This is a genomic window from Mucilaginibacter sp. SJ, from assembly GCF_028993635.1.
Classification (GTDB): Bacteria; Bacteroidota; Bacteroidia; order Sphingobacteriales; family Sphingobacteriaceae; genus Mucilaginibacter.
In genome coordinates, this window is sequence record NZ_CP118631.1 from 4966480 (window position 1) to 4990710 (window position 24231).

A 24231-nucleotide genomic window follows, 5' to 3' on the forward strand; every position below is an offset into this window, starting at 1 on the left:
AAACTGATCTTACTATTTATATATGAAGAAATTTACTTTATTATTTTCTGTTGCTGCATTGCTGTGCACACAAGTTAAGGCACAGGACTCATTAGCTATCCGCAAAATGTATGACGAAGCATTGGTTAACGGCCGGTGTTATGAAAATCTCCATTATTTGTGCAAAAACATAGGTCAGCGCCTCAGCGGCTCTGCCAATGCTCAAAAGGCTGTCGACTGGAGTAAAGAGCTGATGGATGGTTATGGTTTCGATAAAGTTTACCTGCAGGAAGTAATGGTGCCGCATTGGGTACGCGGAGCGAAAGAGGAGGCCGCTATTATTGATGGCAAAACCCGCATCCCGGTACCAATTGTTGCCCTGGGTATGTCAATAGCAACGCCTAAAGCAGGTATTACAGCTAATGTTATCGAGGTTAACAGCATAAAAGAACTTGAGGGTCTTGGCGAGAGTGTGGTGAAAGGAAAGATCGTTTTCTTTAACCGCGCGTTCGATCCGCGTTTTATTGAAACAGGTATGGCCTACGGCACAGCAGGCGATCAGCGTTTTATGGGACCGGCCGTAGCCGCCAAACTTGGTGCAGCCGGTGTAATAGTACGTTCGCTTACTGAAATCATCGATGATTATCCGCATACCGGCGCTACCCTTGCTGCACCGGGCAGCAAAATGATTCCGGCCGCGGCCATCTCTACAAAAGCAGCCAATAAGTTGAGCGCTATGCTTAAGTTGAGGAAATTCCCGGCGGCAAAATTATACTTTAAGCAAAATTGCGAGTTACTGCCTGATGTGAAATCATATAACGTTATTGGCGAAATAACCGGCTCTGAAAATCCTAACAAATTTATTACCGTTGGCGGCCACCTTGATTCATGGGATTTGGCCGAAGGTGCACATGACGACGGTACCGGAGTCATGCAGTCGGTTGAAGTATTGCGCATTTTTAAGGCAGTAGGTTATAAACCTAAAAACTCGGTACGCGCCGTGCTTTTCATGAACGAGGAGAATGGTCATAAAGGCGGCACTAAATACGCCGAACTGGCTGCCCAAAACAAGGAGCAACACATTGCGGCAATCGAAACAGACGAAGGCGGCTTTACGCCTCGTGGATTCAGCTTTGCCAATGTATCAAAAGATTTTATCAAAAAGGTAAACGATAACTTCAAATCAATACTGGAACCTTACGATGTTGACAAGTTGACCATAGGTGGTGCAGGAACTGATATCGAGCCGATGAAAGAAACTTTACCAGGCGTAGTACTGATCGGCTTTCGCCCGGATTCACAACGATATTTCGACTTGCACCATACCGCTAAAGACGTTTTTGAAAACGTGAACAAACGTGAGCTTGAACTGGGTGCGGCTGGCATGGCAGCGTTAATTTATTTGATAGATCAGCACGGATTGTAAGGAACCCTGATTTTTAGGATTAGAAGATGGGCGTGAACCCTGGCCATTTGTATAAAATTCATGATAATCCTCTAATCCTAAAAATCAAGGTTCAAAAATAGCTACCTTTGCGGCACATCTAAAAAATAATAAATAGTGACCGAAGAAGGCGATAGTAAACCCCGGAAAGTAGACTCCTTTGCAGCATTGCGTTATAAAGATTTCAGATCTTACATAGGCATGCGTTTTTGTTTCACCTTTGCATATTCCATGCAAGCCGTAGTCCTCGGCTTTTATATTTACAGTATCACCCATAGTAAAATAGCCCTCGGCCTTATTGGCTTGTGCGAGGCTATTCCGGCTATTGGTATTGCTTTGTACGGCGGCTATATCGCCGATAAATCTGAAAAGCGAAAAATGCTTTTGCTGATCTTTAGTGGAGTGTTACTGACATCCCTGGTGATGTTTACCGTAACACTCAAAAGCATGAGCGGTATTATTCATACTGGTTGGATTGTACCTATTATGTACGCTATGATATTTTGTAATGGTGTGGCGCGTGCCTTTTATGGCCCGGCAACATTCACCATTTACGCTAACAGTATCCCAAAAGAATTGTATCCAAATGGCAGTACCTGGAGCAGTAGCAGCTGGCAGGTGGCATCTATTTTGGGCCCGGCAGCAGGTGGTTTAATATACGGTTATGCGGATAAAGTAATACCGGGCTTAAGTGGTATTACCGCTACGTTTAGCTGTATCCTATTTTTATTATTAGTATCACTGGTATTGGTATACATGCTGCGTCAATATCCGGCGCAATATGTTCCTAAAGAAAGTATCTGGAAAAGCCTTTCGGAAGGGATTCATTTTGTGTTTGGAAACAAAATGATGATCGGCGCTATGAGCCTCGATCTGTTTTCGGTATTTTTTGGTGGTGCGGTGGCTTTGCTGCCTGTTTTTGCCAATGAAATATTAAAAGTAGGTGCTGAGGGACTGGGTATCATGAGGGCGATGTCATCATTAGGGGCGGTGTTAACTATGTTGGTGATGACACGTTTTTCGCCGATGGGCAAGCCGTGGCGTAACCTGCTTATTGCGGTGACCGGTTTTGGTTTGTCAATCATATGTTTTGGTTTATCAACTAATTTTTACCTCTCGCTATTATTTATATTTACTGAAGGAGCTTTTGATAGCATCAGTGTGATCATTCGTGGTACACTGATGCAACTTTTAACGCCTGATCATATGCGCGGCAGGGTATCGGCCGTGAACCAAATGTTTATCGGTTCCTCAAACGAGATTGGTGCTTTTGAATCGGGTACTGCTGCGCAACTGCTGGGTACAGTTCCCTCGGTGTTATTTGGTGGGAGCATGACGATGATTATAGTTGGCATTACTTATCTGAAAACTAAGAAATTGATCCCGTTATCATTACAGCAGATCCATGCGCCGGGTGAAGAGGGGATAAAGGAGGCGTAAAGTCGTTCCTCAACACGGCAAAAGCAGATGTCATGCTGAGCTTGTCGAAGCATGGTGGGCAGGCCTCTGCGCGCGAGTCTTCGACAGGCTCAGACTGACAGGTCAACTTTAAGCCAATTATCATGAATTTTTCATGTAGCCAGCATTATTTTTAAGCTATCCCCTTGTTTTGCTGCATTATAAATTCACATCTTTACGTTGCCAAAAAACGGCATCATCAAATCAATAAACAATAAAACAACTCACCCTTACAAACAATGAAAAAGGTAATATTAGTAACAGGAGCATCTTCTGGTATTGGCTTAGCTTGTGCCAGTGCATTGCAGGCGGCAGGCCATACGGTTTACGGCTCATCACGTAACCTCGACCGCATGAAATCTGTATCGTTTAAACCTGTTCAACTTGATGTTACCGACGATGCTTCGGTAAAGGCAGCAATCGACACCATTATTAAGGCCGAAGGAAAAATTGACGTATTGGTGAACAATGCCGGCAACGGTGTAACTGGTCCGGCTTATGCTATGCCGGTTGAGAGCGCCAAGCAGCAATTTGAGGTTAATTTTTTTGGTGTGATCCGTGTTAGTTCGGCAGTATTGCCGGGTATGATCGAAAAAGGCCAGGGCCTTATTGTAAACATCAGCTCATTGGCCGGTTTATTCGGTTTGCCATACCAGGGTATGTATAGCGCTTCTAAATACGCTATCGAAGGTTATTCGCAAAGCTTGAGGATGGAACTGCGTAATACTGGAGTTAAAGTAACGCTGCTTAACCCAGGGGATTTTAAATCTGACTTTAGCCAAAACCGCGCTAAAATTAAATTCCCTATCAAAAACGATAAACTGGAAACTGAATACAACGCAGCTGTTGCCGCTATGGAGAAAGACGAAAGCATCGCCCCAAGTCCGGAATCGTTAGCTAAAAAACTGGTTTCGATAGTAGCTTCATCAAGCCCTAAACACCGTTACCTTGTTGGGCAGGTTGGCCAAACTATTGTGCCTACGTTAAAAGCGATTTTACCGGGCGGTTTGTTTGAGAAATTGATGAATGATCATTACGGGATAAAATAGTGACCTGATTATACGCTTGTATAATATATAAAGGGACATTCTACAATGCAGAATGTCCCTTTGCTTTTTTCACTGCTACGCTAAACCCGCGGCAGATTGTTGTTTATGGTTTACTCAAACCAATTTCTGCCATTATCCAATCGAATAAGCATATCTAAAAAAGATGTGCCGATTTCAATAAAGTATTTTTCTTCTTCATTAAGAAAATCTGAAAGAATGATACGATGAGTTCCATCTTTTCTAAATTGGATGCCAATGAATTCGCCTCCGCCGTTGGTGCCAATACCTAATATACCAGGCCTGTATTCAGGAAATTCATAACCATCATTTGCTTCTGCAAGTTCTTCGCCTGGCCATAGGCGCACAAAGTTTTCGCCAATAAACTCTCCAAACGGTCCGTAATTTTCGAGGTAATATTTATAGTCTTCAGGTAGTTGAAAAGGAAGGGCGTTTAAAATATTCTGTTCCAAAGGTTTTGACCTCCGTTCAAACCCGTATTTATTTAATAGGTATTGAAGTTTTTCTATTATATATAGCATCTTATACAACCGCAATTAAGAAATAAAAGCAAAGGCCGCATCAATTGTGTTAGATGCGACCTTTAGATGAAGTTTTTACGCTGTCAACTTCTTATACTTGATCCTTTTCGGAGCAACATCGCCCAAACGTTTCTTCCTGTTTTCTTCATAATCAGAATAGTTGCCTTCAAAGAAGTAAACCTGTGAGTTACCTTCAAAGGCCAGGATATGCGTACAGATACGGTCAAGGAACCAGCGGTCGTGGCTGATCACTACGGCACAGCCGCCAAAGTTTTCCAGTGCCTCTTCCAATGCACGTAGGGTGTTTACGTCGATATCGTTGGTTGGCTCATCCAGCAGCAATACGTTTGATCCTTTTTTGAGTGTGATGGAAAGATGTACACGGTTACGCTCTCCGCCTGATAGTACACCTACCTTTTTCTGCTGATCGGCACCGTTAAAGTTAAACTTGGATACATATGCCCTTGAGTTAAGCGGGCGGTTACCCACCATAATAGTTTCCAAACCACCGGTTACGTTTTCCCAAACAGATTTGTTAGGGTCAAGATCATCATGCATCTGGTCAACATAGCCTAAAGCAACCGTTTCACCTACACGGAAAGTACCGGCATCGGGCTGATCCTGCCCGGTGATTAAACGGAACAGGGTGGTTTTACCGGCGCCGTTAGGGCCTATGATACCAACTATACCTGCTGGTGGCAAAGAGAAGCTCAGGTTATCGAACAATAATTTATCGCCATAAGATTTACTTACGTTATTGGCCTCGATCACTACGTTACCCAAACGCGGACCTGGCGGAATGAACAGCTCCAGTTTTTCTTCACGTTCTTTAGTCTCCTCGGATGCCAGTTTTTCGTAATTACCTAAACGTGCTTTTGATTTAGCGTGGCGGCCTTTAGGGCCCATGCGTACCCACTCCAGCTCGCGTTCCAGGGTTTTCTGACGTTTGCTTTCGCTCTTTTCTTCCTGGGCCAAACGTTTGGCTTTTTGATCAAGCCATGAGGAATAATTTCCTTTCCATGGGATACCTTCTCCACGGTCAAGCTCCAGGATCCAGCCGGCTACGTTGTCGAGGAAATACCTGTCGTGCGTTACCGCGATAACTGTTCCCTTATATTGTTGTAAATGTTGTTCCAGCCAATCAATAGATTCAGCATCAAGGTGGTTGGTAGGTTCATCCAGCAACAAAACATCCGGTTCTTTTAATAACAGGCGACATAATGCCACACGACGGCGCTCGCCTCCTGATAGTACTGAAATTTTGGTATCAGGCTCCGGGCAGCGGAGGGCATCCATTGCGCGTTCCAGTTTGCTGTCCAATTCCCAGGCGTTTACAGCATCAATTTTATCCTGCAATTCACCCTGGCGGTTCATGAGTTTCTCCATGGCATCGGCATCTTCGTAATATTCAGGAAGACCGAATTTTTCGTTGATCTCCTCGTACTCCTTTAATAAGGCAGTAGTTTCAGAAACACCTTCCTCAACTATTTCGCGCACGGTTTTTTCAGGGTCAAGTTCCGGTTCCTGGCTCAGGTAGCCAACGGTATAACCCGGTGAAAACACCACTTCGCCTATATTAGTTTTATCAATACCTGCAATAATTTTGAGCAATGACGATTTACCGGAACCATTTAAACCGATAACGCCAATTTTTGCGCCGTAAAAAAACGACAGGTATATGTTTTTTAATACTGTTTTTTGCGGGGGATAAACTTTGCTAACCCCGGCCATTGAAAAAATTATCTTTTCGTCTGCCATTATAATTGGATCAATAAATAGAAATTCAAATATGGCTAAAATAGATGAAACGGAAGCTGTAGATTAATGATTTGGGGGATAGTAATTTTAAGTTGTTTTTTGAGTTATAATGTTAATTTAAATTTAATTGAATCTTAAGCGAAGGGCACAACCATCACTACGGGTTTCCCGTATATAAGTTATATGACGATACCTGATGGCTAATGCCTAATTGTCATGTTTATGACGAAATGCCTTAAAAGGTGGAAATGTTATTAAATATTTGAAATTTGTTTAAACTTTTTTAGGATATTTATATCAAACAGGTAAGTTTCGTTCGTATATTGTAAAAAAAATGCTTGTTAGCGGGCTTTTCAGATAAAAACTGTTGATTGATGCCAAACTTTGATACATTGCGTATCATTACAATGTCTGTTTCTGCAAAGCATTAAATGTTGGCAATATTGTTGATGAAAGTAAACAGGCGTCGTAATTTGTAAAAACATAATTTATACATTAGGGCGTTCAATAATTAGAAAGGTATATATGGAAGCTAAATTTTCGCCGAGGGTAAAGGATGTTATTCAATATAGCAGGGAAGAGGCATTACGCCTTGGGCATGACTATATTGGTACTGAACATCTTTTGCTTGGGCTTATCCGCGATGGGGATGGTGTAGCAATTAAATTGCTGAAGGGATTGAACGTTGATACCGCAAAACTTCGCCGCGCCGTTGAGGATGCAGTAAAGGGAACTATTGGAACAAACGTACATATCGGTAGCATCCCGTTAACAAAACAGGCCGAGAAGGTATTGAAGATAACTTATCTGGAAGCCAAAATATTTAAAAGCGATGTGATTGGTACAGAGCACCTGCTGCTGTCTATCCTTCGCGATGAAGACAACATTGCCTCACAGATCCTGGTACAGTTTAACGTAAACTACGAGGTATTTAAAGGGGAAGTTGAATCACATAAAAATGATGTTACTGACGAAATGCCGGGATCACCTACAGGCGGCGACGATGATTTTAAAGAAGAAGAGTCATTTAGCCAGCCTAAAAAAGTATCTGACATTAAATCAAAAACACCGGTGCTTGATAACTTTGGCCGCGATTTAACCCGCGCCGCCGAAGATGGCAAGCTTGACCCTATTGTTGGTCGTGAAAAAGAGATCGAAAGGGTATCACAGATTCTATCGCGCCGTAAAAAGAACAATCCTATACTAATAGGTGAACCGGGCGTAGGTAAATCGGCCATTGCCGAAGGCCTTGCATTACGCATTGTTCAGCGCAAAGTATCACGTGTATTGTTCAATAAGCGTGTAGTTACACTTGATTTAGCCTCATTGGTTGCCGGTACCAAATACCGCGGCCAGTTTGAAGAGCGTATGAAAGCGGTAATGAACGAATTGGAAAAATCACCTGATGTAATTTTATTTATTGACGAGATCCATACTATTGTAGGTGCTGGTGGTGCTTCAGGTTCGCTTGATGCATCAAATATGTTTAAACCAGCTTTGGCGAGGGGAGAGATACAATGCATTGGCGCAACCACTTTAGATGAATACCGCCAGTACATTGAAAAAGATGGTGCTTTGGACCGTCGTTTCCAGAAAGTAATGGTTGAGCCGGCTACACCGACTGAAACTATCGAGATACTGAACCGCATTAAGGATAAATATGAAGAACACCACGGTGTTACTTATACTCCTGAAGCTATCAATGCTTGCGTTAACTTAACCACCCGTTACATCACCGACAGGTTTTTACCGGACAAGGCTATCGACGCGCTTGATGAAGCCGGTTCACGTGTTCATTTAACCAATATCCACGTGCCTCAAAACATTTTAGATATTGAGCAAAAGATAGAGCAGATCAAGATTGAGAAAAACAAAGTTGTTCGCAGCCAGAAATATGAGGAAGCTGCTCAGCTACGTGATACCGAAAAGAATTTGTTAGTTGAACTTGACCAGGCAAAAGCTGTTTGGGAAGCCGAAACAAAATCAAAACGTTACACTGTAACCGAAGATAATGTTGCCGAAGTAGTATCCATGATGACTGGCATCCCTGTACAACGTGTAGGCCAGGCCGACAGTCAGAAACTGTTGCACATGAGCGATACTGTTGCCAGCAAGATCATTGGTCAGGATGAAGCTATCAAAAAGCTTACCCGTGCTATACAACGTACCCGTGCAGGTTTGAAAGATCCTAAAAAACCTATTGGTTCATTCATATTCTTAGGTCCTACCGGTGTTGGTAAAACCGAGCTTGCCAAAGAGCTTGCCCGCTTTATGTTTGACACTGAGGATGCTTTGATCCAGATTGATATGAGCGAGTACATGGAGAAATTCGCGGTATCCCGTTTAGTGGGCGCGCCTCCGGGCTACGTTGGTTACGAAGAAGGTGGTCAGTTAACTGAAAAAGTTCGTCGTAAACCTTATGCTGTAGTATTGTTGGATGAGATTGAAAAAGCTCACCCTGACGTATTCAATATCCTGTTGCAGGTGTTGGATGAAGGTCAGTTGACTGATTCATTAGGCCGCAAGGTTGATTTCAGGAATACCATCATCATCATGACATCAAACATCGGTGCCCGTCAGTTGAAAGACTTTGGTCAGGGTGTAGGTTTCAGCACCAATGCTAAAACTTTACAGGCCGAAAGCCACTCACGCGGTGTTATCGAAAACGCTTTGAAACGTGCTTTTGCACCTGAGTTCCTGAACCGTATTGATGATGTTATCGTATTTAACTCATTAGGTAAAGAAGAGATCTTCAAGATCATCGATATCGAGCTTGCTTACCTGTTTAGCCGTGTAAATGGCTTAGGTTTCAAAATTGAGCTTACCGAAGCTGCCAAAGAGTTTATTGCCGATAAAGGTTACGATTCGCAATTTGGGGCAAGACCGCTTAAACGCGCCATCCAGAAATACCTGGAAGACCCTATTGCCGAAGAGATCCTTAAAGGTGAATTAGCCGAAGGCGACGTAATGGTAGTTGATTTTGATACCGAAACCAAAGAGATCAAAATTACCGACAGGAAAGGCGAAAGCAAAAAACCCGAACAGGAAGAGCAAAAGTAATTTTGCAGTATTGTAAGTAATATTAAAACCCCGTTTCTTTTGGAACGGGGTTTTTTGTTTGTCTGAACTGGGATTTTATTGGATTTTTCGGATTAATCGGGATTTTTGTCTGAACTCGAAATTTTTGAATTTATTTAATTGCCTTTTCATTCTGATAATTCACTTAATTTGTTTAATTCGAGTTCAGACAATATTCTGTAAATCTTTTAATTCTGAAAATTCTGATTCAGACTCATTTCTTATCCACCACCGGCTCATAATCAACCGGCAACATTTCGGCAACGCGGCTGATGCCCCAATCTCCTTCATATACGATAGCATGTGGAGTGGCAATAATTCCGTTATTGTCAAAAAAAGCATGCGGCTCATCGAAGGAGACAATGGTTGTAGCATTATTAGGCATATTGAATGCCTGGAATGAATTGTTGGACGGATCTTGCGCCTTTTTCGTATACATAACATACAGGCAATCCGTATAGCCTATGGCAAATAAACCTTCCTGATCGGTAAGTTTAAAAAAGTCGGTCCTTTCTAAAGGTTTATTGACAAGGCTTTGCAGGTATTTATTATTTGGTCCGCCGTGATAATTGGGATTAGGTTTACGGATTAGGCGCATCACAACAAAGTTTTCTTCTGTAAGACTATCTTTGATTGCTGCCCGGTAAAAATGCATGCTCGAACCAAGATAGGCCAACTGCCGTTGCTTACGCCATTTGTTTTTTTGGTTTTCAGTTCCCTTCAGATCTTCGAAAGTAGAGATTCCTTCATAATATAATATAGCAATTGAGGGATTGTAATTAAAGTTGGTTAGCTTGTAACGGATACGGTAACCCAAAGCTTTGTTTTCAATTTCTAAAAAATCGTGTGAAGATGCTTTTAAGACATGGGTAACATTATCGTAATCAAAATCAAGTACATCTGAATTCAGGATTTTACATTTGGCGGCATTTTCCGAATTGCCTAAGAACTGCTGTCTGAAAATAGCATAATATTTTTCACGGTTAGGATCCGGCCTTATCTTTACTTCATTTAGCTGAAAAGTTTTTGGGATAATGCTGATGGTACCCAGGTTGATATTGGTACTGCCCGCCTGCAAACTATAGGTGTAGGTTTCATAACCTACTATAGATATAATGAAATCATACTTGCCGGGCTTTACATTGTTGAGAGTGAAAGTGCCGTCATCGGCTGTTTTATTGCCTACCTGGGCGTTATTTAAAAATACGCTGGCATTAGGCACAGGTTTGGTATCGGTCATGTTAATCACTTTGCCGGTAATTTTTACCTGGGCCATACAGTACGCAGGTATCAGTAACAATAAAAGCAACAAGGACTTACGCATGGTTAAAATTAAACTAAAATTTTAGTTTATTAATGCGACAGCGTGAAAAATTATCAGAAATTAAGATCGAAATAAAATAATTTAAAAAACGTTTAAACCTTCGAACAAATTTTTGTTCATACAGTTATAATAACTAACGCAATACTTTATGAAAAAAATCTTGACTTTAATTTGCTGCACTATTGTACTTGCTGCAACATCGTGTAAAAAAGAGTATGTAACTACCAGCCCAAGCGCCACTACTATTTTTGATACCACTCCAAATTTTGTGCTCGACAATAGTATTAACGGCTATACCACAACTTTAAATGTACCCGAAATTACTGACTACTATAACAATCACGGTGCTGTTTTGGTGTATTTGGAGGATAATGGTACCTATGAACAACTACCGGATGTATATGGGGGGATAAGTTACAGGTTTGTATATGAAACAGGCAAGCTATACATTGATGCTCAAAACTCCGATGGAAGCGTACCTACAGGGGCAGGTATCCCCGGGCCATTAAAACTAAAAATAGTTTTGGTACCGTAATTTAATTCAACTTAAAAAAGGGAGGTTTGTATTATGCAAAGCTCCCTTTTTATTTATCAGTAATATTGTAATTATTTGGCCATCTGGTCAATAACCGCCTGGGTTACACCTGTGAATGAGAACCCCCCATCGTGATAGAGGTTTTGCATGGTAACCATTTTAGTCAGATCGCTGAACAGGGTTACGCAGTAATCAGCGCACTGATCAGCATCAGCATTACCCAGCGGGCTCATCTTTTCAGCAAATTCAATGAAACCGTCAAAGCCTTTTACGCCCGAACCTGCAGTAGTGCGGGTTGGCGACTGAGAAATAGTGTTAACACGCACTTTTTTAGCCATGCCGTACTCGTAACCAAAGTTACGTGCAATACTTTCCAATACCGCTTTATTATCGGCCATATCATTATAACCAGGGAAGTAACGCTGAGCTGCGATGTAGCTTAATGCCACTACAGAACCCCATTCGTTAATGGCATCATGTTTCATCGCAGCTCGTAAAATGCGATGAAGGCTTAATGCAGATATATCGAAACCTTTGTGGGTAAATTCATAGTTGTTTTCGTAATACGGGATGTTTTTGCGTACGTTAACGCTCATACCTATTGAGTGCAGGACGAAGTCAACCTTACCGCCAAAATGCTCAAGTGTTTTGGTGAACAAATTGTTTAGATCGTCGCCAACAGTAACATCGGCACCAATAACCGGCGCATTGCATTCTTCGGCCAGTTTATTGAGTTCGCCCATGCGTAAAGCAATAGGGGCATTTGATAATACAATTTCAGCACCTTCCTGTACAGCGCGTTGCGCTACTTTCCAGGCTATTGATTGCTCATTTAGTGCACCGAATATGATGCCTTTTTTGCCTTTTAATAAATTATAAGCCATTTGTTAAGTTTTTATAATTGAAGCAAAGTTATAATTATTTATCAGTTAGTTTAAATTCAACCGAAACAGTTTGAGGCACCGCCACCGGTCTCCCATTTTCAATCGCCGGTCGCCAGTGGGGGAGGGATTTGATAATGTTGATCAGCACTTCCTCGCAGCCGTAACCTATACCTTTCAATACTTTAAAATTAACAGGGAAGCCGTCTCTTTCAACCTGGAAAGCTACGGTTACAGTACCCTCAATATTATTGTCGATAGCTTTGGGTGGGTAATGTAGCTGCTGTTTTATCAGTTCAGTAAAGTGCCCGTTTCCGCCTTCAAATTTTGGGGGTGCTTGAAAGCTAAATTTATCAATATTAGCAGTACTGTAAGTTACGTTAAATATCGGTGTCACTTTTTTGTGTTTACGAACAGCGGTAATAGCTATAGGGTTTTGAGCAGTTATATCTATCGGAGGTAACGAAGCCAGGTAAATGATCATATACCTGCTACCTTTATTATAAACCGGGACGGCATTATATAACACACTTTCTTCAAAAGTTAGCGTATCATTAAACTTTGCCCCTTTTAATTCAAAATAACCGGTAGTATCGGTCATAGCGCCCACGTGCCATGAAGGTGCTTCCATCCAGGTGTTTGTTGATTGTATACCGATGTGCCTGATGGGTTTACGCATGTTGTCGTAAATATACCCACGCAGGTTAATAGTGTCACGCTTAATAACCGTATCGGGTTTGCTTTTTTGAGCCGATAAATTGATCGAAACCAGCAGTAGTATCGCGCATAAAAATGTTCTCATCACGGTTTAGGTTATATGTAATCACTTGACTAAACGCTCAACAGTTCCCTTGCATTTTGCAAAGCACTCTCACCCGGCTTATCCCCGCTTAGCATTTTGGCAATTTCCAATATCCGTTCGTCATTACTTAATTGTTTAATACGCGTAAATGTAGCAGCCTCGCTATCATCTTTGTAAACAAAATAATGGCTTTGGCCTTTGCTGGCAATTTGCGGCAAATGGGTAATGGTAATTACCTGCAGGTTTTGCGATAATCGTTCCATGATCTGCCCAACCTTATTGGCAACCTCGCCTGATACACCGGTGTCGATCTCATCAAAAATAATGGTAGGCAAGGCCGAGTATTGTGCCACGATAGATTTAATACTCAGCATCAACCTCGAAAGTTCGCCGCCAGAGGCCACCTTGCTCATCTCGGCCAAAGCATGCCCCTTATTAGCCGAAAATAAAAATTTAATGTTGTCGATCCCGGTAGCCGTAAGCATGGCTTTAGGACTATCAGCACCCCCTTTAGGGGGCGGGGGGGGCGAGAGTTGCTCAATCTTCAAACTCGAGTTACCCATACCCATCTCCGCCAGTGTAGCCAGCACCTGTTTCTCAATATCAGGAATTGCCTTTTGTCTGTTTGCCGATAATTGTGCCGCCAGTTTTTCCAGTTCGACTTTATCGGCAGCTATTTGTTTTTGAAGTTTTTCGATGGCATCGTCGCTGAATAAAGCTTGCTGAATTTTTTCAGACAGATCTTCCTGGATTTCCAATAACTCGGCATTGGTATTTACCCTATGTTTTTTTTGTAAGTTGTAGATCATGCTCAGGCGGGTGCTCACCTCTTCGGCACGGGCTTCATCGATAAAAGTATGCTGTTCGAGCGCGTCAATTTCAGCAGCGATATCTTTCAGTTCAATAACGACGCTGTTGATTCGCTGGTGCAGTTCAGCCACAGCGGGGTTGTATTTTTCTATCGAAACCAAGGCCTGCCCTGCTTCTTTTAGCTGGGCTAATGCTGCGGCTTCACCATCCTGTAACAGATAGTTAGCGCCTAAAAGGTTACGTTTAATTTCTTCGGCATTGTTAAGCGTGTTTAGTTCCAGTTCCAAATGTTCCTGTTCATCAGCAACCAATGCACCTTTTTCCAACTCGTCAAACTGAAACTGGAAATAATCCAGGTCGGCTTTTGCTTTATCGCTTTCGGCAATTAACTGGTTAAGCTTGCTTAATGATTTTTTGTAGGCACGAAATTTAGTTTGATAATCAAACAGCAGATCCGAATGACGGGCGACCGAGTCAATCACTAACAGTTGAAAATCCGGATCATTGATCTCCAGTGTAGCATGTTGGGAATGGATATCGATCAGCTTTTCGCCAAGTTGTTTCAGCGCTGTTAGGTTAACCGGGGTATCGTTCACAAAAGCACGAGATTTACCATCGGCCGAGATCTCCCTGCGCAGCACGGTCTCCGTTTCGTAATCGAGATCGTTCTCTTCAAAGAAATCGGCCAAATGAAAGCCGCTGATTTTGAAAGTGCCCTCAATAACGCATTTTTTCTGCTGGTTGAAAAAGTATTTACTTTCGGCCCGCTGTCCTAAAATAAGTGAAAGGGCACCCAATATGATCGATTTACCTGCACCGGTTTCGCCGGTTAATATGTTCAGGCCGCTATCAAAACCTATCTCCAGGTTATCGATAAGCGCGTAATTATTAATGGTTAGCTTTTGAAGCATAAAAAAAGTGTCCTCATTTTATTGAGGACACTAAATTACAAATTAAGGTTCTTTAAAAAAGATTTTTAATGCTAATTGCTAATTTATTTAGTCTCCAGTTGGGGTGAGTCAAATGTCTCAAGTCCGAAGTTCAAAATCGAAGCTGGACTTGAGACTCTCGGCTTAAGACTTCTGACTTAGTATCAATTTGTAGCGCTATCGGCTTTGATTTCCTCTTTATCGTCGGTGTCAAACTTGTAATCAAAGTCTTTATCCATTTTATCGCGGTACAGTTTCATTTTTTGTTTAAACGCCGGGCTTTTCATATAGTCCCGCAGTTTTTTGCTGGCTTCTTTAAGCCGTTGTTGTGCCGCTCTAATTTCAGGGCTATCCTGGAAGCCGCGCATTTGCCGGCCAATGTCCCTCATATCCTCCTGTAGTTTTTTCATGTCGGGATTGTTGTAGGCCATCCTGATGCTATCGCCCATAGCCTGCATGCGGTTTCTTTTAGCGATGAATTCTGGCGAATCATAGCGGCTGCGGATTTTTTGGCCCAGGTTTTTCAACTGCTCTGTTTGCGCCTTCACATCAGCTGGGATCTTGCTTTGCAGCTCGTCCTGGTACTTTTTGTAATTAGGATCTCTGTCGTCATTATAGCTATTATAGCCGCGGTTATGCGGAATGCCATACTTTTTCTCCAGCTCTTCGTTCATTTTTTTAAACTCAGGACTGCTGTAATAAGCACCGATCTTGCGGCCTATCTCACCCATCTGTTCGCTGGTTTTTTTAGATTCGGAAGTTTCGCCATACTCCTTTTGAAAATCTTCGCCCATTTTTTGCATTTCCAGCTTCATTTTTTCCATGCCTTCAGTATTATAATAGGCCTGCAGGGCTTTGCTTTTAGCTTCAAGCATTTCCTGTTGCTTTTTGAAATCATTGCTGTTGTAGTATTTACCAATCAGCTCGCCTTGTTTGTTTACTTCGGCGCTTAGTTTTTCAAGATCAGGGTCGTTAAAGCCGCTATAGTCAAAATTATCATGGCGTTGTTTAGCTCTAACTATTTCGGCCTGGGTTTTCTTTTTATAGGTTACGGGCTTTTTAGTTTTAGGAGCCGCCTTACGTATGGTATCTTCCACAAATATGGCGTGTAAGGCGGCAGGGGCAGTAACCTTTTTAACGGTTAGCTTGCCATCTTTTATAGTGGGGTTTAGCCAGGCAATGCTGCTAACGCAGGCAGTCATTATAGCAATGGCCACAAGCAGGTGGCGGATATTGCCTATAGGTTTCTTTGTTTTCATGATGCGTTCAATTCTGTTTAATAAATGATATTTTTTGCCGTTAGCAGCCAGGGCCAGCTGTAAATGCTGCTGCCTGGTTTGCTCCAGTTTAAGAAGCGCATGTGCATAGATCAAAGGTTGTTGTGTTGTTGCCACAACCAGATCATCGCAGCTGTTTTCGCGCTCCTGGTTAATGATTCGATTAATTAATTGGGCAAAGGGATTGAAGAATAACAGTATGGAAACAAATTGCTGCACCAGGTTCAGCAGGTAATCGTTACGTTTAATATGGGATAGCTCATGTAGTAAAATGGCTTCAACTTCGGTAGCCGATAAGTACGTAGTAAGGGTTATCGGCAACAAAATAATAGGGCTTAAAAAGCCTATCATACAAGGGGCATCAACCATACGGCTAAAGTTCACCCACACATTTTTAGCAATACCCAGCTTTTGGCAAAGCTCATCAGCAAAGTCCTGCAGCCTGTCGGCAGGTACCATGGTACGTTTTATCAGGCTGATCCTTTGCCAGCTTAAGCTCACTTTAAGCAGGTTAAATACCAAACCAGCAAAGTAAAGGGCCGATATATAAGGCAGATAGCCTTTTATAACGTATTCGTAATAACTATTTTGCGGTCTGGCTGCTACTTCATGCAGCGGCAGGTAGAAACGTGGTAATAAAGATGGTGCATTGGCGGATGTATAATTGATCCACTCATGCAGCCTGAACTGATGGATAAACGTGTATATAAACCAGGCGCTTATGGCAAGCATGGCGCCCATGGCCCAATTGTGCTTTTTAATGGCCGATAACTGCGGCCTGCAAATAAACACTAACCTTAAGGCAAACCATACTAACAAACCCTGCCATAACGATTGCAGAATGGTTACGCCCAACACCTGGCTTATATTATAGAATAAATTTTCCATCACGTTTATTTTTTGTCCTGATCAAATTGATTCAAAAAATTTTTAATAGCGTCAATCTCGTCTTTTGATGCACGGTGCTGGCCAAGCGCCTGGATCACCAGATCGGAAGTGGAGCCTTTAAATACAGTAGACAAGATTTTGTCCAGAGCGTTGCTTTGGGCCTGCTCCATTGTGAATAAAGCCTTGTAAACATGGGTTTTTGAAGTGGTGTCGCGCTCAACCATTCCTTTATCATGCATGATCTGCATCAATTTTAAAGTAGTGGTGTAGCCGGCATCCTTGTTTTTAGCAAGCTCTTCATGAACTTCACGTACGGTGCACCGGCCCTTTTTCCAGATCACCTGTAAAATTTCAAGTTCGCTTTCTGTTGGTTTAATTTCCATCTGTCTCTCTTATTACGAATTCCTTCGTACAAATATCTACGATAGATTTCGTATTTGCAAGTGGTTTTGAAAATATTTAACAAATTTTAACGGTTGAGGGGAAGAGGTGAGTGGTTGATTGGGTTGATTAGGTGGGTGGTTGGTTATTTTTTTCTGAACTCGAATTAAACAAATTTTGAGAATTTCTCGAATTTGCCGGGCATTCTGTTTATTCTTTAATTCTACAAATTCGAGTTCCAGACAAATTCCCCCAAATCCCGGTTCAGACAAAATCACTATCTTTTGGTTACTTTTGCACTCAATAGATTCGGAAAATAAAAAACTCCGAAATCGAACATCCGAAATCCGACATCAAAACAACCATGCTCCAAATACAGGAAAACGTATCCCTCAAAAATTTTAACACGTTTGGTATTGATACCCGTGCCCGCTACTTTGTAGAAATTACTCATGAAGATGAACTTGCCGAATTGTTTGCCGACCCACAATGGCTGCAAACTGAGCGGTTGGTACTTGGCGGCGGCAGCAATATGCTTATGGTTGATGATTTTGAGGGACTGGTTGTGCGCATAAATATCCGCGGTATTGAGCACCGCATCAGTCACGATGATGTTTATGTAGAAGCAGGTGGTGGTGAGGTATGGAATGACCTGGTTAATTATTGCGTTGCCCATGAATATGCAGGTATCGAAAACCTGAGCCTGATCCCGGGTTCGGTAGGGGCATCGCCTATACAAAATATAGGCGCCTATGGCGTTGAGCTTAAAGATGTATTTTACAGTTGCCGCGCTTTTGAAATAGCGACAGGGACATTCAGAACTTTCAGCAAAGAGGATTGTAAATTTGGTTACCGCGAAAGCATTTTTAAAGCCGAGCTGAAGGGACAGTATATTATAGTGTCTGTAAAGTTCCACTTATCGCTGGTGGCAAGCATTAACACCAGGTATGGGGCTATTGAGCAAGAATTACAAAACAGGGGTATCTCAAATCCTACTATTAAAGATGTATCGCAGGTGGTGGCGCATATCCGGGTATCCAAATTACCCGATCCGTCAACTATAGGAAACGCGGGCAGCTTCTTTAAAAATCCGGTGATCAGTGCCGAAGAATTTGCTGTGGTGCAAGCTAAATTTCCTGATGTGGTAAACTATCCTGCTGCTGATGGCGGCGTAAAACTGGCTGCCGGATGGCTCATTGAACAATGTGGATGGAAAGGAAAAACCGTGGGGCACACAGGAACATGGAAAAACCAGGCCCTGGTTTTAGTGAACCACGGAGGCGCTACGGGACAGGAAGTGTATAACTTTTCGTCGCAAATCATAGACAGTGTGTACACTAAATTTGGCGTTACACTACAACGTGAGGTTAATATTATTAGTTAAATAAGTTTATTTAAAGTGAATTTTCATTTTTAATAAAATTTCTTCTAAATAACATTCCTGTTACAAATGTTCCCTGAGTAAGTTTGATTCTCGAATGTTAAAATTCATAACGTCCTGTTTTTCAGTATGGTATTTGTTATCAATGTGTGAATGTTACACAATGGGTAAGTTTCAATACCGATGTTTAAATGTGGACTTTTTACTACACACTTTGGCTTAATGGCATCATGCTTGTCTAATTGTTAACACAAAACTTTAACAAAATGACAAAGATTGAGTTTAACACCCTTGTACTACGTCAGGCGACTTCTTTAAGATCATACGCTTTACATTTCACGCACGACGCAGACGATGCTAACGACCTTGTCCAGGATACAATGTTGAAGGCCATAACTTACTACAACAAGTTTAAGGAAGGCACCAATTTAAAAGGATGGTTATATACCATCATGAAAAACACATTCATCAACAACTATCGCCGTTTTGTTAAAATGAGCACTTTTGTTACCAAGAGTGATGAAATTTCATCACCAAACCTGGTATTCAGTTCAACCAAAAACCAGGGCGAAGCCAAATTTGTTATGGATGATATTAAAAAAGCTTTAGACAGGCTGCCTGAAGATTATTATGTACCCTTCACTATGTACTTTGAAGGTCATAAATACCATGAAATTGCCGATCACCTGGATATCCCGATCGGTACGGTAAAAACCCGCATACACGTAGCACGCAAACTGCTCAAGAAAAACCTTAAGGCATATGATAACGGCATCGCCAAACCCGTTTACGCAGAGAATTAATGTTCAATTAAACTCCATCATATATATAGGAAACCCGCCCATGAGGCGGGTTTCTTGTTTTAGCTCAGGCTATTAATGGGGTTATGTTATCTTAAAAAAGGTACAGCTGGCTGATAAAATATTTGCCGGGTGTTATATATCAATACGCTGTTGAAAACAATATAAATAAAGTTTATAGCATAAAACAACGGCATACTCAATAATATAAGTTCGCCCGCGCCAAGGTTCAATATAGATGAGGGAATATGAAAAAATTCGTGGTTAAAAAGAACAATAGCTGTTAAAACGATAGCTAAACACCATGATATTTGAAAATTGATAAGCCGTTTACAAGGTTTATCTATATCCTTTATTTTTTTCCTGTTGGATAACCACAAGGCCAGTGGCAATGCTATTCCTAACATCGGGAATATAATGAAGCTTAGGGCTGATAAATTGAATTGTAATAAGAAGTTTCTGCTATCATAATTCAAAATTCCTGCCGGCTCGAAAGGTAATTCTGTTAAATCTTCAGGGGTAATATTTAGCGCGGTTGCCAGTCTTTTAAGTGTATCGCCCCTTGCATCTGTTTCATCGTTTTCTATTCGTTGTACGGTTCTTAAACTTAGTTGGGCTTGTTCAGCCAATTCTTCCTGGCTTAATCCTTTACGGTTGCGCAATTCCTTAATCTTTTTTCCGGGGTTATAGGTTTTCATATTGATATATTTTGCTGAACAAAAGTATAACAGACTAAAGATATTAATTGCCGACTTGTTTACGTCATGTTTACGACATCGCTGTTATTGCTACTACACCAGCTTCTTCATAGCTTCCTTCGCTACTACCTGTCCCGAAATAATAGCAGGCGGCACACCCGGCCCAGGTACGGTAAGCTGCCCGGTATACAGCAGATTTTTGACATGTTTTGCCCGCATGGCGGGTTTAAAAAAAGCAGTTTGGGCAAGTGTATTTGCCAACCCGTAAGCATTGCCTTTAAATGAATGATAATCTACCTTGAAATCATTAAGCGCATAGCTTCGTTTCACCACAATCGAATCCCTTATGTCATGTCCGGTAATCTGAGCAAACCTGTCCATCATCAGGGTGAAATATTTTTCGCGGATGGTTTCGTCATCATTTAATCCCGGGGCTATGGGCATCAGGAAGAACAGGTTCTCCCCGTTTTCGGACGCAACCGTGCTGTCCGTTTTTGAACTACAGCAAACATAAAACAGCGGGCTGGTAGGCCATTGTGGTGCAGTATAGATCTCTTTGGCATGCAACTCAAAATCTTCGTCAAAAAATAGATTATGATGCTGTATGCCTGGCACTTTTTTGTTAGTGCCGATGTAGAACAATAAACTCGATGGCGACATCGTCCGGTTATCCCAGTATTTAGCAGTATAATTACGATGCGGTTTCTCGATTAAATGCTGGTCAATATGTTCATAATCTGCCCCTGCAATTACCATATCGGCAGTGAATACGCCGTTATTGGTTTGGATTTTATCAACCTGTTTATCCTCTATGTTGATTTTTGTAACCTCTGTATTGAGCCTGATCTCAACTCCCAGTTCGGTAGCCAGGCTTACCATAGCTTTTACTATTTCGTTCATACCACCCATGGGATACCAGGTGCCCAGGGCAAGGTCGGCATAGTTCATCATGCTATACATGGCCGGGGTATTTTGCGGGGTGGCTCCTAAAAATAACACTGGGAACTCCAGTAATTTAATTAGTTTGGGGTTTTTAAAATATTTGCTTACATGGCTGCTCATACTGGTAAGCAGCTGCATGCTGAAGCTTTTTTTGATCAGGTTAAAGTCGATAAATTCGGTGATGGAATGGGAGGGGCGGAAAACGTACTCACCCATGCCTACTTTATATTTATATGCCGCCTGGTTTAAGAAATCCTGTAATGCTTTACTACTGCCAGGTTCGTCTTGTTCAAACAGGGCTTCAAGCTCAATCATGTCCGCGGGGACATCAAATATTTCATTTTTACTGTAATAAATACGGTAGCCGGGATCCAATCTTTTTAACTGGTAATAATCGGAAGTTTTTTTGCCGAACAGTGCAAAAAAGTTTTCAAATACGTCGGGCATCCAGTACCAGCTTGGCCCCATGTCAAACCTGAAACCATCCTGCTCCCAGGCCCTGGCACGGCCACCAGGCTGGTCATTTTTTTCCAGTATGGTAACTTTATATCCTTCTTTAGCCAAAACACAGGCTGCCGATAAACCAGCAAAGCCCGAACCAATAACAATAATATCCTTGCTGCTCATGTTTAATGTGAAGCCCAAGATAAACAAATTGTTTTAGGCCTATAAAAAACAATACCGCTTTGAATTTGTACTTTTGAAAAAATGACCACGCGAGTGCCAATGATGAACCTGTACGATGAAACTTGTTTTGAATGCAGTAAACTGATAACTAAAAAATATAGCACCTCCTTTAGCCTCGGCATTAAAACTTTCGATAAAAGTTTTCGTTATCCCATTTATGCCATCTATGGCTTTGTACGCTACGCCGATGAGATTGTGGACACCTTTCATGGGTACGACCAGCAGGAATTGATCAGCAGGTTTGAGGAAGAGACTTTCAAGGCTATCAGAGAAAGGATCAGCACTAATCCTGTGATTCATTCTTTTCAACAGGTAGTTAACAGGTTTGAGATTGACCATGAATTGATCAGGGCCTTTCTGCGATCAATGGAAATGGACCTGGATAATAAAGCCTATGATAGGGATAGCTACCAAGCTTATATCTATGGTTCGGCAGAGGTTATTGGCATGATGTGCCTGCGTGTTTTTACCAATGATGCCACCCAATACCAGGCTCTTGTACCCAAGGCGCGAAGCCTGGGGGCCGCTTTCCAAAAGATTAATTTTTTGCGGGATGTTAAGGCAGATTATACAGAACGCGGGCGCTCATACTTTCCGGGGGTCGATTTCAATAATTTTACCGAGCGGGATAAGCTTGCCATTGAGGCGGAAATTAAACACGATTTTGATGAAGCCTTCGAGGGGATAAAATGCCTGCCTGCCGGTACCAGGCTTGGGGTTTATATTGCCTATATTTACTACCTGCAGTTGTTTAAAAAAATAAGTTATACACCTGCTAACGTAATACTACAAAAACGCATCAGGGTTTCTGATGCGCGTAAAATGAGTTTGTACATCAAAGCTGTTCTGCAGCAAAAGTTAAATGTTATTTAATGTTCAGGAAGATCTTTTTAATAGCCAGTATATTGGCATTGGTATTCGGGTTGCAAATGGCTAAAGCCGAAGAACCCAATCTGAAAGTACTGCGTAAGCAAATGCTTATTGCTATTGACAAAAGCAAAACCACCGATTCGTTGTATAATAATCTTAATGGTATCAAAGAAAAGAGTGGTATAGTGAATGGTTTCATAGGCGGCCTGCTTGCTTTAAAAGCCAAACATGCCTGGAACCCATATTTAAAATTGAAATATCTTAACAGATCGGAAAAGGTATTTAAGCAGGCATTAATTGACGATCCGCATAATATCGAGATCAGGTTCATGCGCTTTTCTGTAGAACATAACGTGCCTTCCATTTTGGGTTTTAATAAAGACCTCGCCGCGGATACTGACGATATCATAGCCCAGCTGGGTAAAAAGAATTATGGCTCGGCCGATAAGGAATTGACCATCCAGATTATCAAATTCCTCCTTCATTCCAAAAGATGTACTCCTGCTCAAAGCCTGGCGCTCAATAAACACTTAACCGAACTTGCGTGAGATACACCTATTTATTAATCAACCTGCTAACGGTATTTTTTCCCGTTGTGCTTTCGTTTGATAAAAGGGTGCAGTTTTACAAAAGCTGGAAATTTATATGGCCCGGCATGGTGGTTACCAGTTTGTTTTTTTTGTTTTGGGACGTGCTTTTTACAATCAGAGGTGTTTGGTCGTTCAATCCGGCCTACATCATAGGTGTTAAGTTTTTTGGTTTGCCCTTAGAGGAGATACTATTCTTTTTAACGGTACCGTTTGCCTGTATATTTATTTACGCCTGCCTTAATCACTATGTTAAATGGCTGATGCCTTTCAGGCTTACCAGTATTATAAGCAGTATGGTAATATTGCTGAGCGTCCTGATGCTGATATTTTATCATGACCGGCTTTACACCGCGGTTACATTTGGTTTATTGCCATTGCTTGTGGTGCTGATTCAATACGTTTTTAATTCCGATTGGGTTAATCGTTATTACCTTGCTTATATTGTGTCGCTTTTGCCTTTTTATATAATAAACGGCATTTTAACCTCAATACCAATTGTGCTCTATAATGATGCCGAAAACATCGGGAGGCGGATTGGAACTATTCCGTTTGAAGATCATTTTTACCTGATGGCTCTACTATTCATGAATATTGGCCTCTTTGAATATTTTAAACAACGAAAATTAAGTTGATGAGTGAGTTGCCGATATACACTAAATCGCAACTGGCCTTACGCAACGGTCAGGATAAGCCCCAGATTTGGGTGGCTTATAGAGGTGATATTTATGATGTAACCGAAAGCCGCTTATGGCGAAACGGGAAACATTATGAGCATTGGGCCGGGCAGGATTTGACAGATGAACTTGCCGACGCACCACATACCGAAACCGTATTTGAGAAATTTGTAAAGATAGGTCGCCTCACCCCGGCTCTCTCCATTGGGGAGGAAGAGAAAGATTTGAACAGTTTCTGATATGTGACGCCGTTTTTCTGTCACTCCTGTGTCATTTAATACTATGTTTAATAGGCTATATTCTGTGATAAATCATGTAAATATATTGTTACGTGGTTGTTTCTCGCTGAAAAGTATGGAAAAATTAAGGTTTTTCCTTCCTGCCATACCTTTTTCAACAGACTATGCATGGTACAATTTATTGTTATAAAAAGGGGTTTTAAGGAACAGTAAGTTGT

General features: G+C 41.7%; 21 protein-coding genes. 11 read left to right on the forward strand and 10 right to left on the reverse strand.

Translation table 11 applies throughout. The features are described from left to right. Positions 1 to 22 precede the first annotated feature (22 nt). From MusilaSJ_RS20650 to MusilaSJ_RS20660, 3 genes are all read left to right on the forward strand, one after another. Positions 23 to 1405: a M20/M25/M40 family metallo-hydrolase gene (locus MusilaSJ_RS20650; protein ID WP_274986716.1), complete on the forward strand. Its 1383-nt coding sequence runs from the start codon at positions 23 to 25 to the stop codon at positions 1403 to 1405. A 135-nt stretch (positions 1406 to 1540) separates the two neighbouring features. Beyond that, a complete protein-coding gene (locus MusilaSJ_RS20655) occupies positions 1541 to 2863 on the forward strand; it encodes an MFS transporter (protein ID WP_274986717.1) in 1323 nt (440 codons plus the stop codon). Positions 2864 to 3120: 257 nt separating this feature from the next. After that, positions 3121 to 3930: an SDR family oxidoreductase gene (locus MusilaSJ_RS20660; RefSeq protein ID WP_274986718.1), complete on the forward strand. Its 810-nt coding sequence runs from the start codon at positions 3121 to 3123 to the stop codon at positions 3928 to 3930. A gap of 110 nt (positions 3931 to 4040) precedes the next feature. Here the strand turns inward: MusilaSJ_RS20660 and MusilaSJ_RS20665 are convergent, their stop codons facing one another. Together MusilaSJ_RS20665 and ettA are read right to left on the reverse strand one after the other, a co-directional pair. Further along, entirely contained in the window at positions 4041 to 4400 is a 360-nt protein-coding gene (locus tag MusilaSJ_RS20665; RefSeq protein WP_274986719.1) for an SMI1/KNR4 family protein, read from the reverse strand. A gap of 144 nt (positions 4401 to 4544) precedes the next feature. Further along, a complete protein-coding gene (gene ettA, locus MusilaSJ_RS20670) occupies positions 4545 to 6227 on the reverse strand; it encodes an energy-dependent translational throttle protein EttA (RefSeq protein ID WP_176628032.1) in 1683 nt (560 codons plus the stop codon). A 525-nt stretch (positions 6228 to 6752) separates the two neighbouring features. Between ettA and MusilaSJ_RS20675 the strand changes: the two genes are divergently transcribed. Beyond that, complete coding sequence (locus MusilaSJ_RS20675; RefSeq protein ID WP_274986720.1) at positions 6753 to 9287, forward strand: ATP-dependent Clp protease ATP-binding subunit; 2535 nt, start codon at positions 6753 to 6755, stop codon at positions 9285 to 9287. 232 nt (positions 9288 to 9519) lie between these two features. On the opposite strand, the gene MusilaSJ_RS20680 is transcribed toward MusilaSJ_RS20675, so the two are convergent. Beyond that, positions 9520 to 10629 carry a carboxypeptidase-like regulatory domain-containing protein gene (locus MusilaSJ_RS20680; protein WP_274986721.1) on the reverse strand — a complete coding sequence of 370 codons (1110 nt, stop codon included), beginning with the start codon at positions 10627 to 10629 and terminating at the stop codon, positions 9520 to 9522. Positions 10630 to 10777: 148 nt separating this feature from the next. Here MusilaSJ_RS20680 and MusilaSJ_RS20685 point away from each other — a divergent pair, with 148 nt between their 5' ends. Further along, positions 10778 to 11164, forward strand: a complete 387-nt coding sequence (locus MusilaSJ_RS20685) for a hypothetical protein (RefSeq protein WP_274986722.1) — start codon at positions 10778 to 10780, stop codon at positions 11162 to 11164. Positions 11165 to 11235: 71 nt separating this feature from the next. Here the strand turns inward: MusilaSJ_RS20685 and MusilaSJ_RS20690 are convergent, their stop codons facing one another. The 5 genes from MusilaSJ_RS20690 to MusilaSJ_RS20710 form a co-directional block, all read right to left on the reverse strand. Continuing rightward, a complete protein-coding gene (locus MusilaSJ_RS20690) occupies positions 11236 to 12048 on the reverse strand; it encodes an enoyl-ACP reductase FabI (RefSeq protein ID WP_274986723.1) in 813 nt (270 codons plus the stop codon). 34 nt (positions 12049 to 12082) lie between these two features. Then, on the reverse strand, positions 12083 to 12847 hold the full coding sequence (locus MusilaSJ_RS20695) for an energy transducer TonB (RefSeq protein WP_274986724.1): 765 nt from the start codon (positions 12845 to 12847) through the stop codon (positions 12083 to 12085). A gap of 29 nt (positions 12848 to 12876) precedes the next feature. Further along, the gene (gene recN, locus MusilaSJ_RS20700; protein WP_274986725.1) at positions 12877 to 14568 is read right to left on the reverse strand and encodes a DNA repair protein RecN; all 1692 of its coding nucleotides are present in this window, start codon (positions 14566 to 14568) and stop codon (positions 12877 to 12879) included. Between the two features lie 182 nt (positions 14569 to 14750). After that, the gene (locus tag MusilaSJ_RS20705) at positions 14751 to 16751 is read right to left on the reverse strand and encodes a M56 family metallopeptidase (RefSeq protein WP_274986726.1); all 2001 of its coding nucleotides are present in this window, start codon (positions 16749 to 16751) and stop codon (positions 14751 to 14753) included. A 5-nt stretch (positions 16752 to 16756) separates the two neighbouring features. Next, complete coding sequence (locus MusilaSJ_RS20710) at positions 16757 to 17134, reverse strand: BlaI/MecI/CopY family transcriptional regulator (RefSeq protein WP_090528727.1); 378 nt, start codon at positions 17132 to 17134, stop codon at positions 16757 to 16759. Positions 17135 to 17496: 362 nt separating this feature from the next. Between MusilaSJ_RS20710 and murB the strand changes: the two genes are divergently transcribed. Further along, positions 17497 to 18516, forward strand: a complete 1020-nt coding sequence (gene murB / locus MusilaSJ_RS20715; RefSeq protein ID WP_274986727.1) for a UDP-N-acetylmuramate dehydrogenase — start codon at positions 17497 to 17499, stop codon at positions 18514 to 18516. 263 nt (positions 18517 to 18779) lie between these two features. Further along, complete coding sequence (locus MusilaSJ_RS20720) at positions 18780 to 19316, forward strand: RNA polymerase sigma factor (RefSeq protein ID WP_090528721.1); 537 nt, start codon at positions 18780 to 18782, stop codon at positions 19314 to 19316. 86 nt (positions 19317 to 19402) lie between these two features. Here MusilaSJ_RS20720 and MusilaSJ_RS20725 read toward each other — a convergent pair whose 3' ends face one another. Together MusilaSJ_RS20725 and MusilaSJ_RS20730 are read right to left on the reverse strand one after the other, a co-directional pair. Further along, positions 19403 to 20011, reverse strand: coding sequence for a type II toxin-antitoxin system RelB family anti-toxin (locus MusilaSJ_RS20725; RefSeq protein WP_274986728.1), 609 nt, complete (start codon positions 20009 to 20011; stop codon positions 19403 to 19405). A gap of 93 nt (positions 20012 to 20104) precedes the next feature. Beyond that, entirely contained in the window at positions 20105 to 21580 is a 1476-nt protein-coding gene (locus MusilaSJ_RS20730; protein WP_274986729.1) for a bifunctional phytoene desaturase/3,4-desaturase, read from the reverse strand. A gap of 81 nt (positions 21581 to 21661) precedes the next feature. Between MusilaSJ_RS20730 and MusilaSJ_RS20735 the strand changes: the two genes are divergently transcribed. From MusilaSJ_RS20735 to MusilaSJ_RS20750, 4 genes are read left to right on the forward strand one after another with little or no spacing between them, the layout of a single operon-like run. Continuing rightward, positions 21662 to 22513 (forward strand): phytoene/squalene synthase family protein, encoded by an 852-nt coding sequence (locus MusilaSJ_RS20735; RefSeq protein WP_274986730.1) that lies wholly within the window; start codon positions 21662 to 21664, stop codon positions 22511 to 22513. Then, positions 22513 to 23058 carry a hypothetical protein gene (locus MusilaSJ_RS20740; RefSeq protein WP_274986731.1) on the forward strand — a complete coding sequence of 182 codons (546 nt, stop codon included), beginning with the start codon at positions 22513 to 22515 and terminating at the stop codon, positions 23056 to 23058. Before MusilaSJ_RS20735 ends, MusilaSJ_RS20740 begins: the two co-directional genes overlap by 1 nt. Next, positions 23055 to 23732, forward strand: a complete 678-nt coding sequence (locus MusilaSJ_RS20745; RefSeq protein WP_274986732.1) for a lycopene cyclase domain-containing protein — start codon at positions 23055 to 23057, stop codon at positions 23730 to 23732. The genes MusilaSJ_RS20740 and MusilaSJ_RS20745 overlap by 4 nt, the downstream gene beginning before the upstream one ends. Then, on the forward strand, positions 23732 to 24013 hold the full coding sequence (locus tag MusilaSJ_RS20750) for a cytochrome b5 domain-containing protein (RefSeq protein WP_274986733.1): 282 nt from the start codon (positions 23732 to 23734) through the stop codon (positions 24011 to 24013). The genes MusilaSJ_RS20745 and MusilaSJ_RS20750 overlap by 1 nt, the downstream gene beginning before the upstream one ends. Positions 24014 to 24231 lie beyond the last annotated feature (218 nt).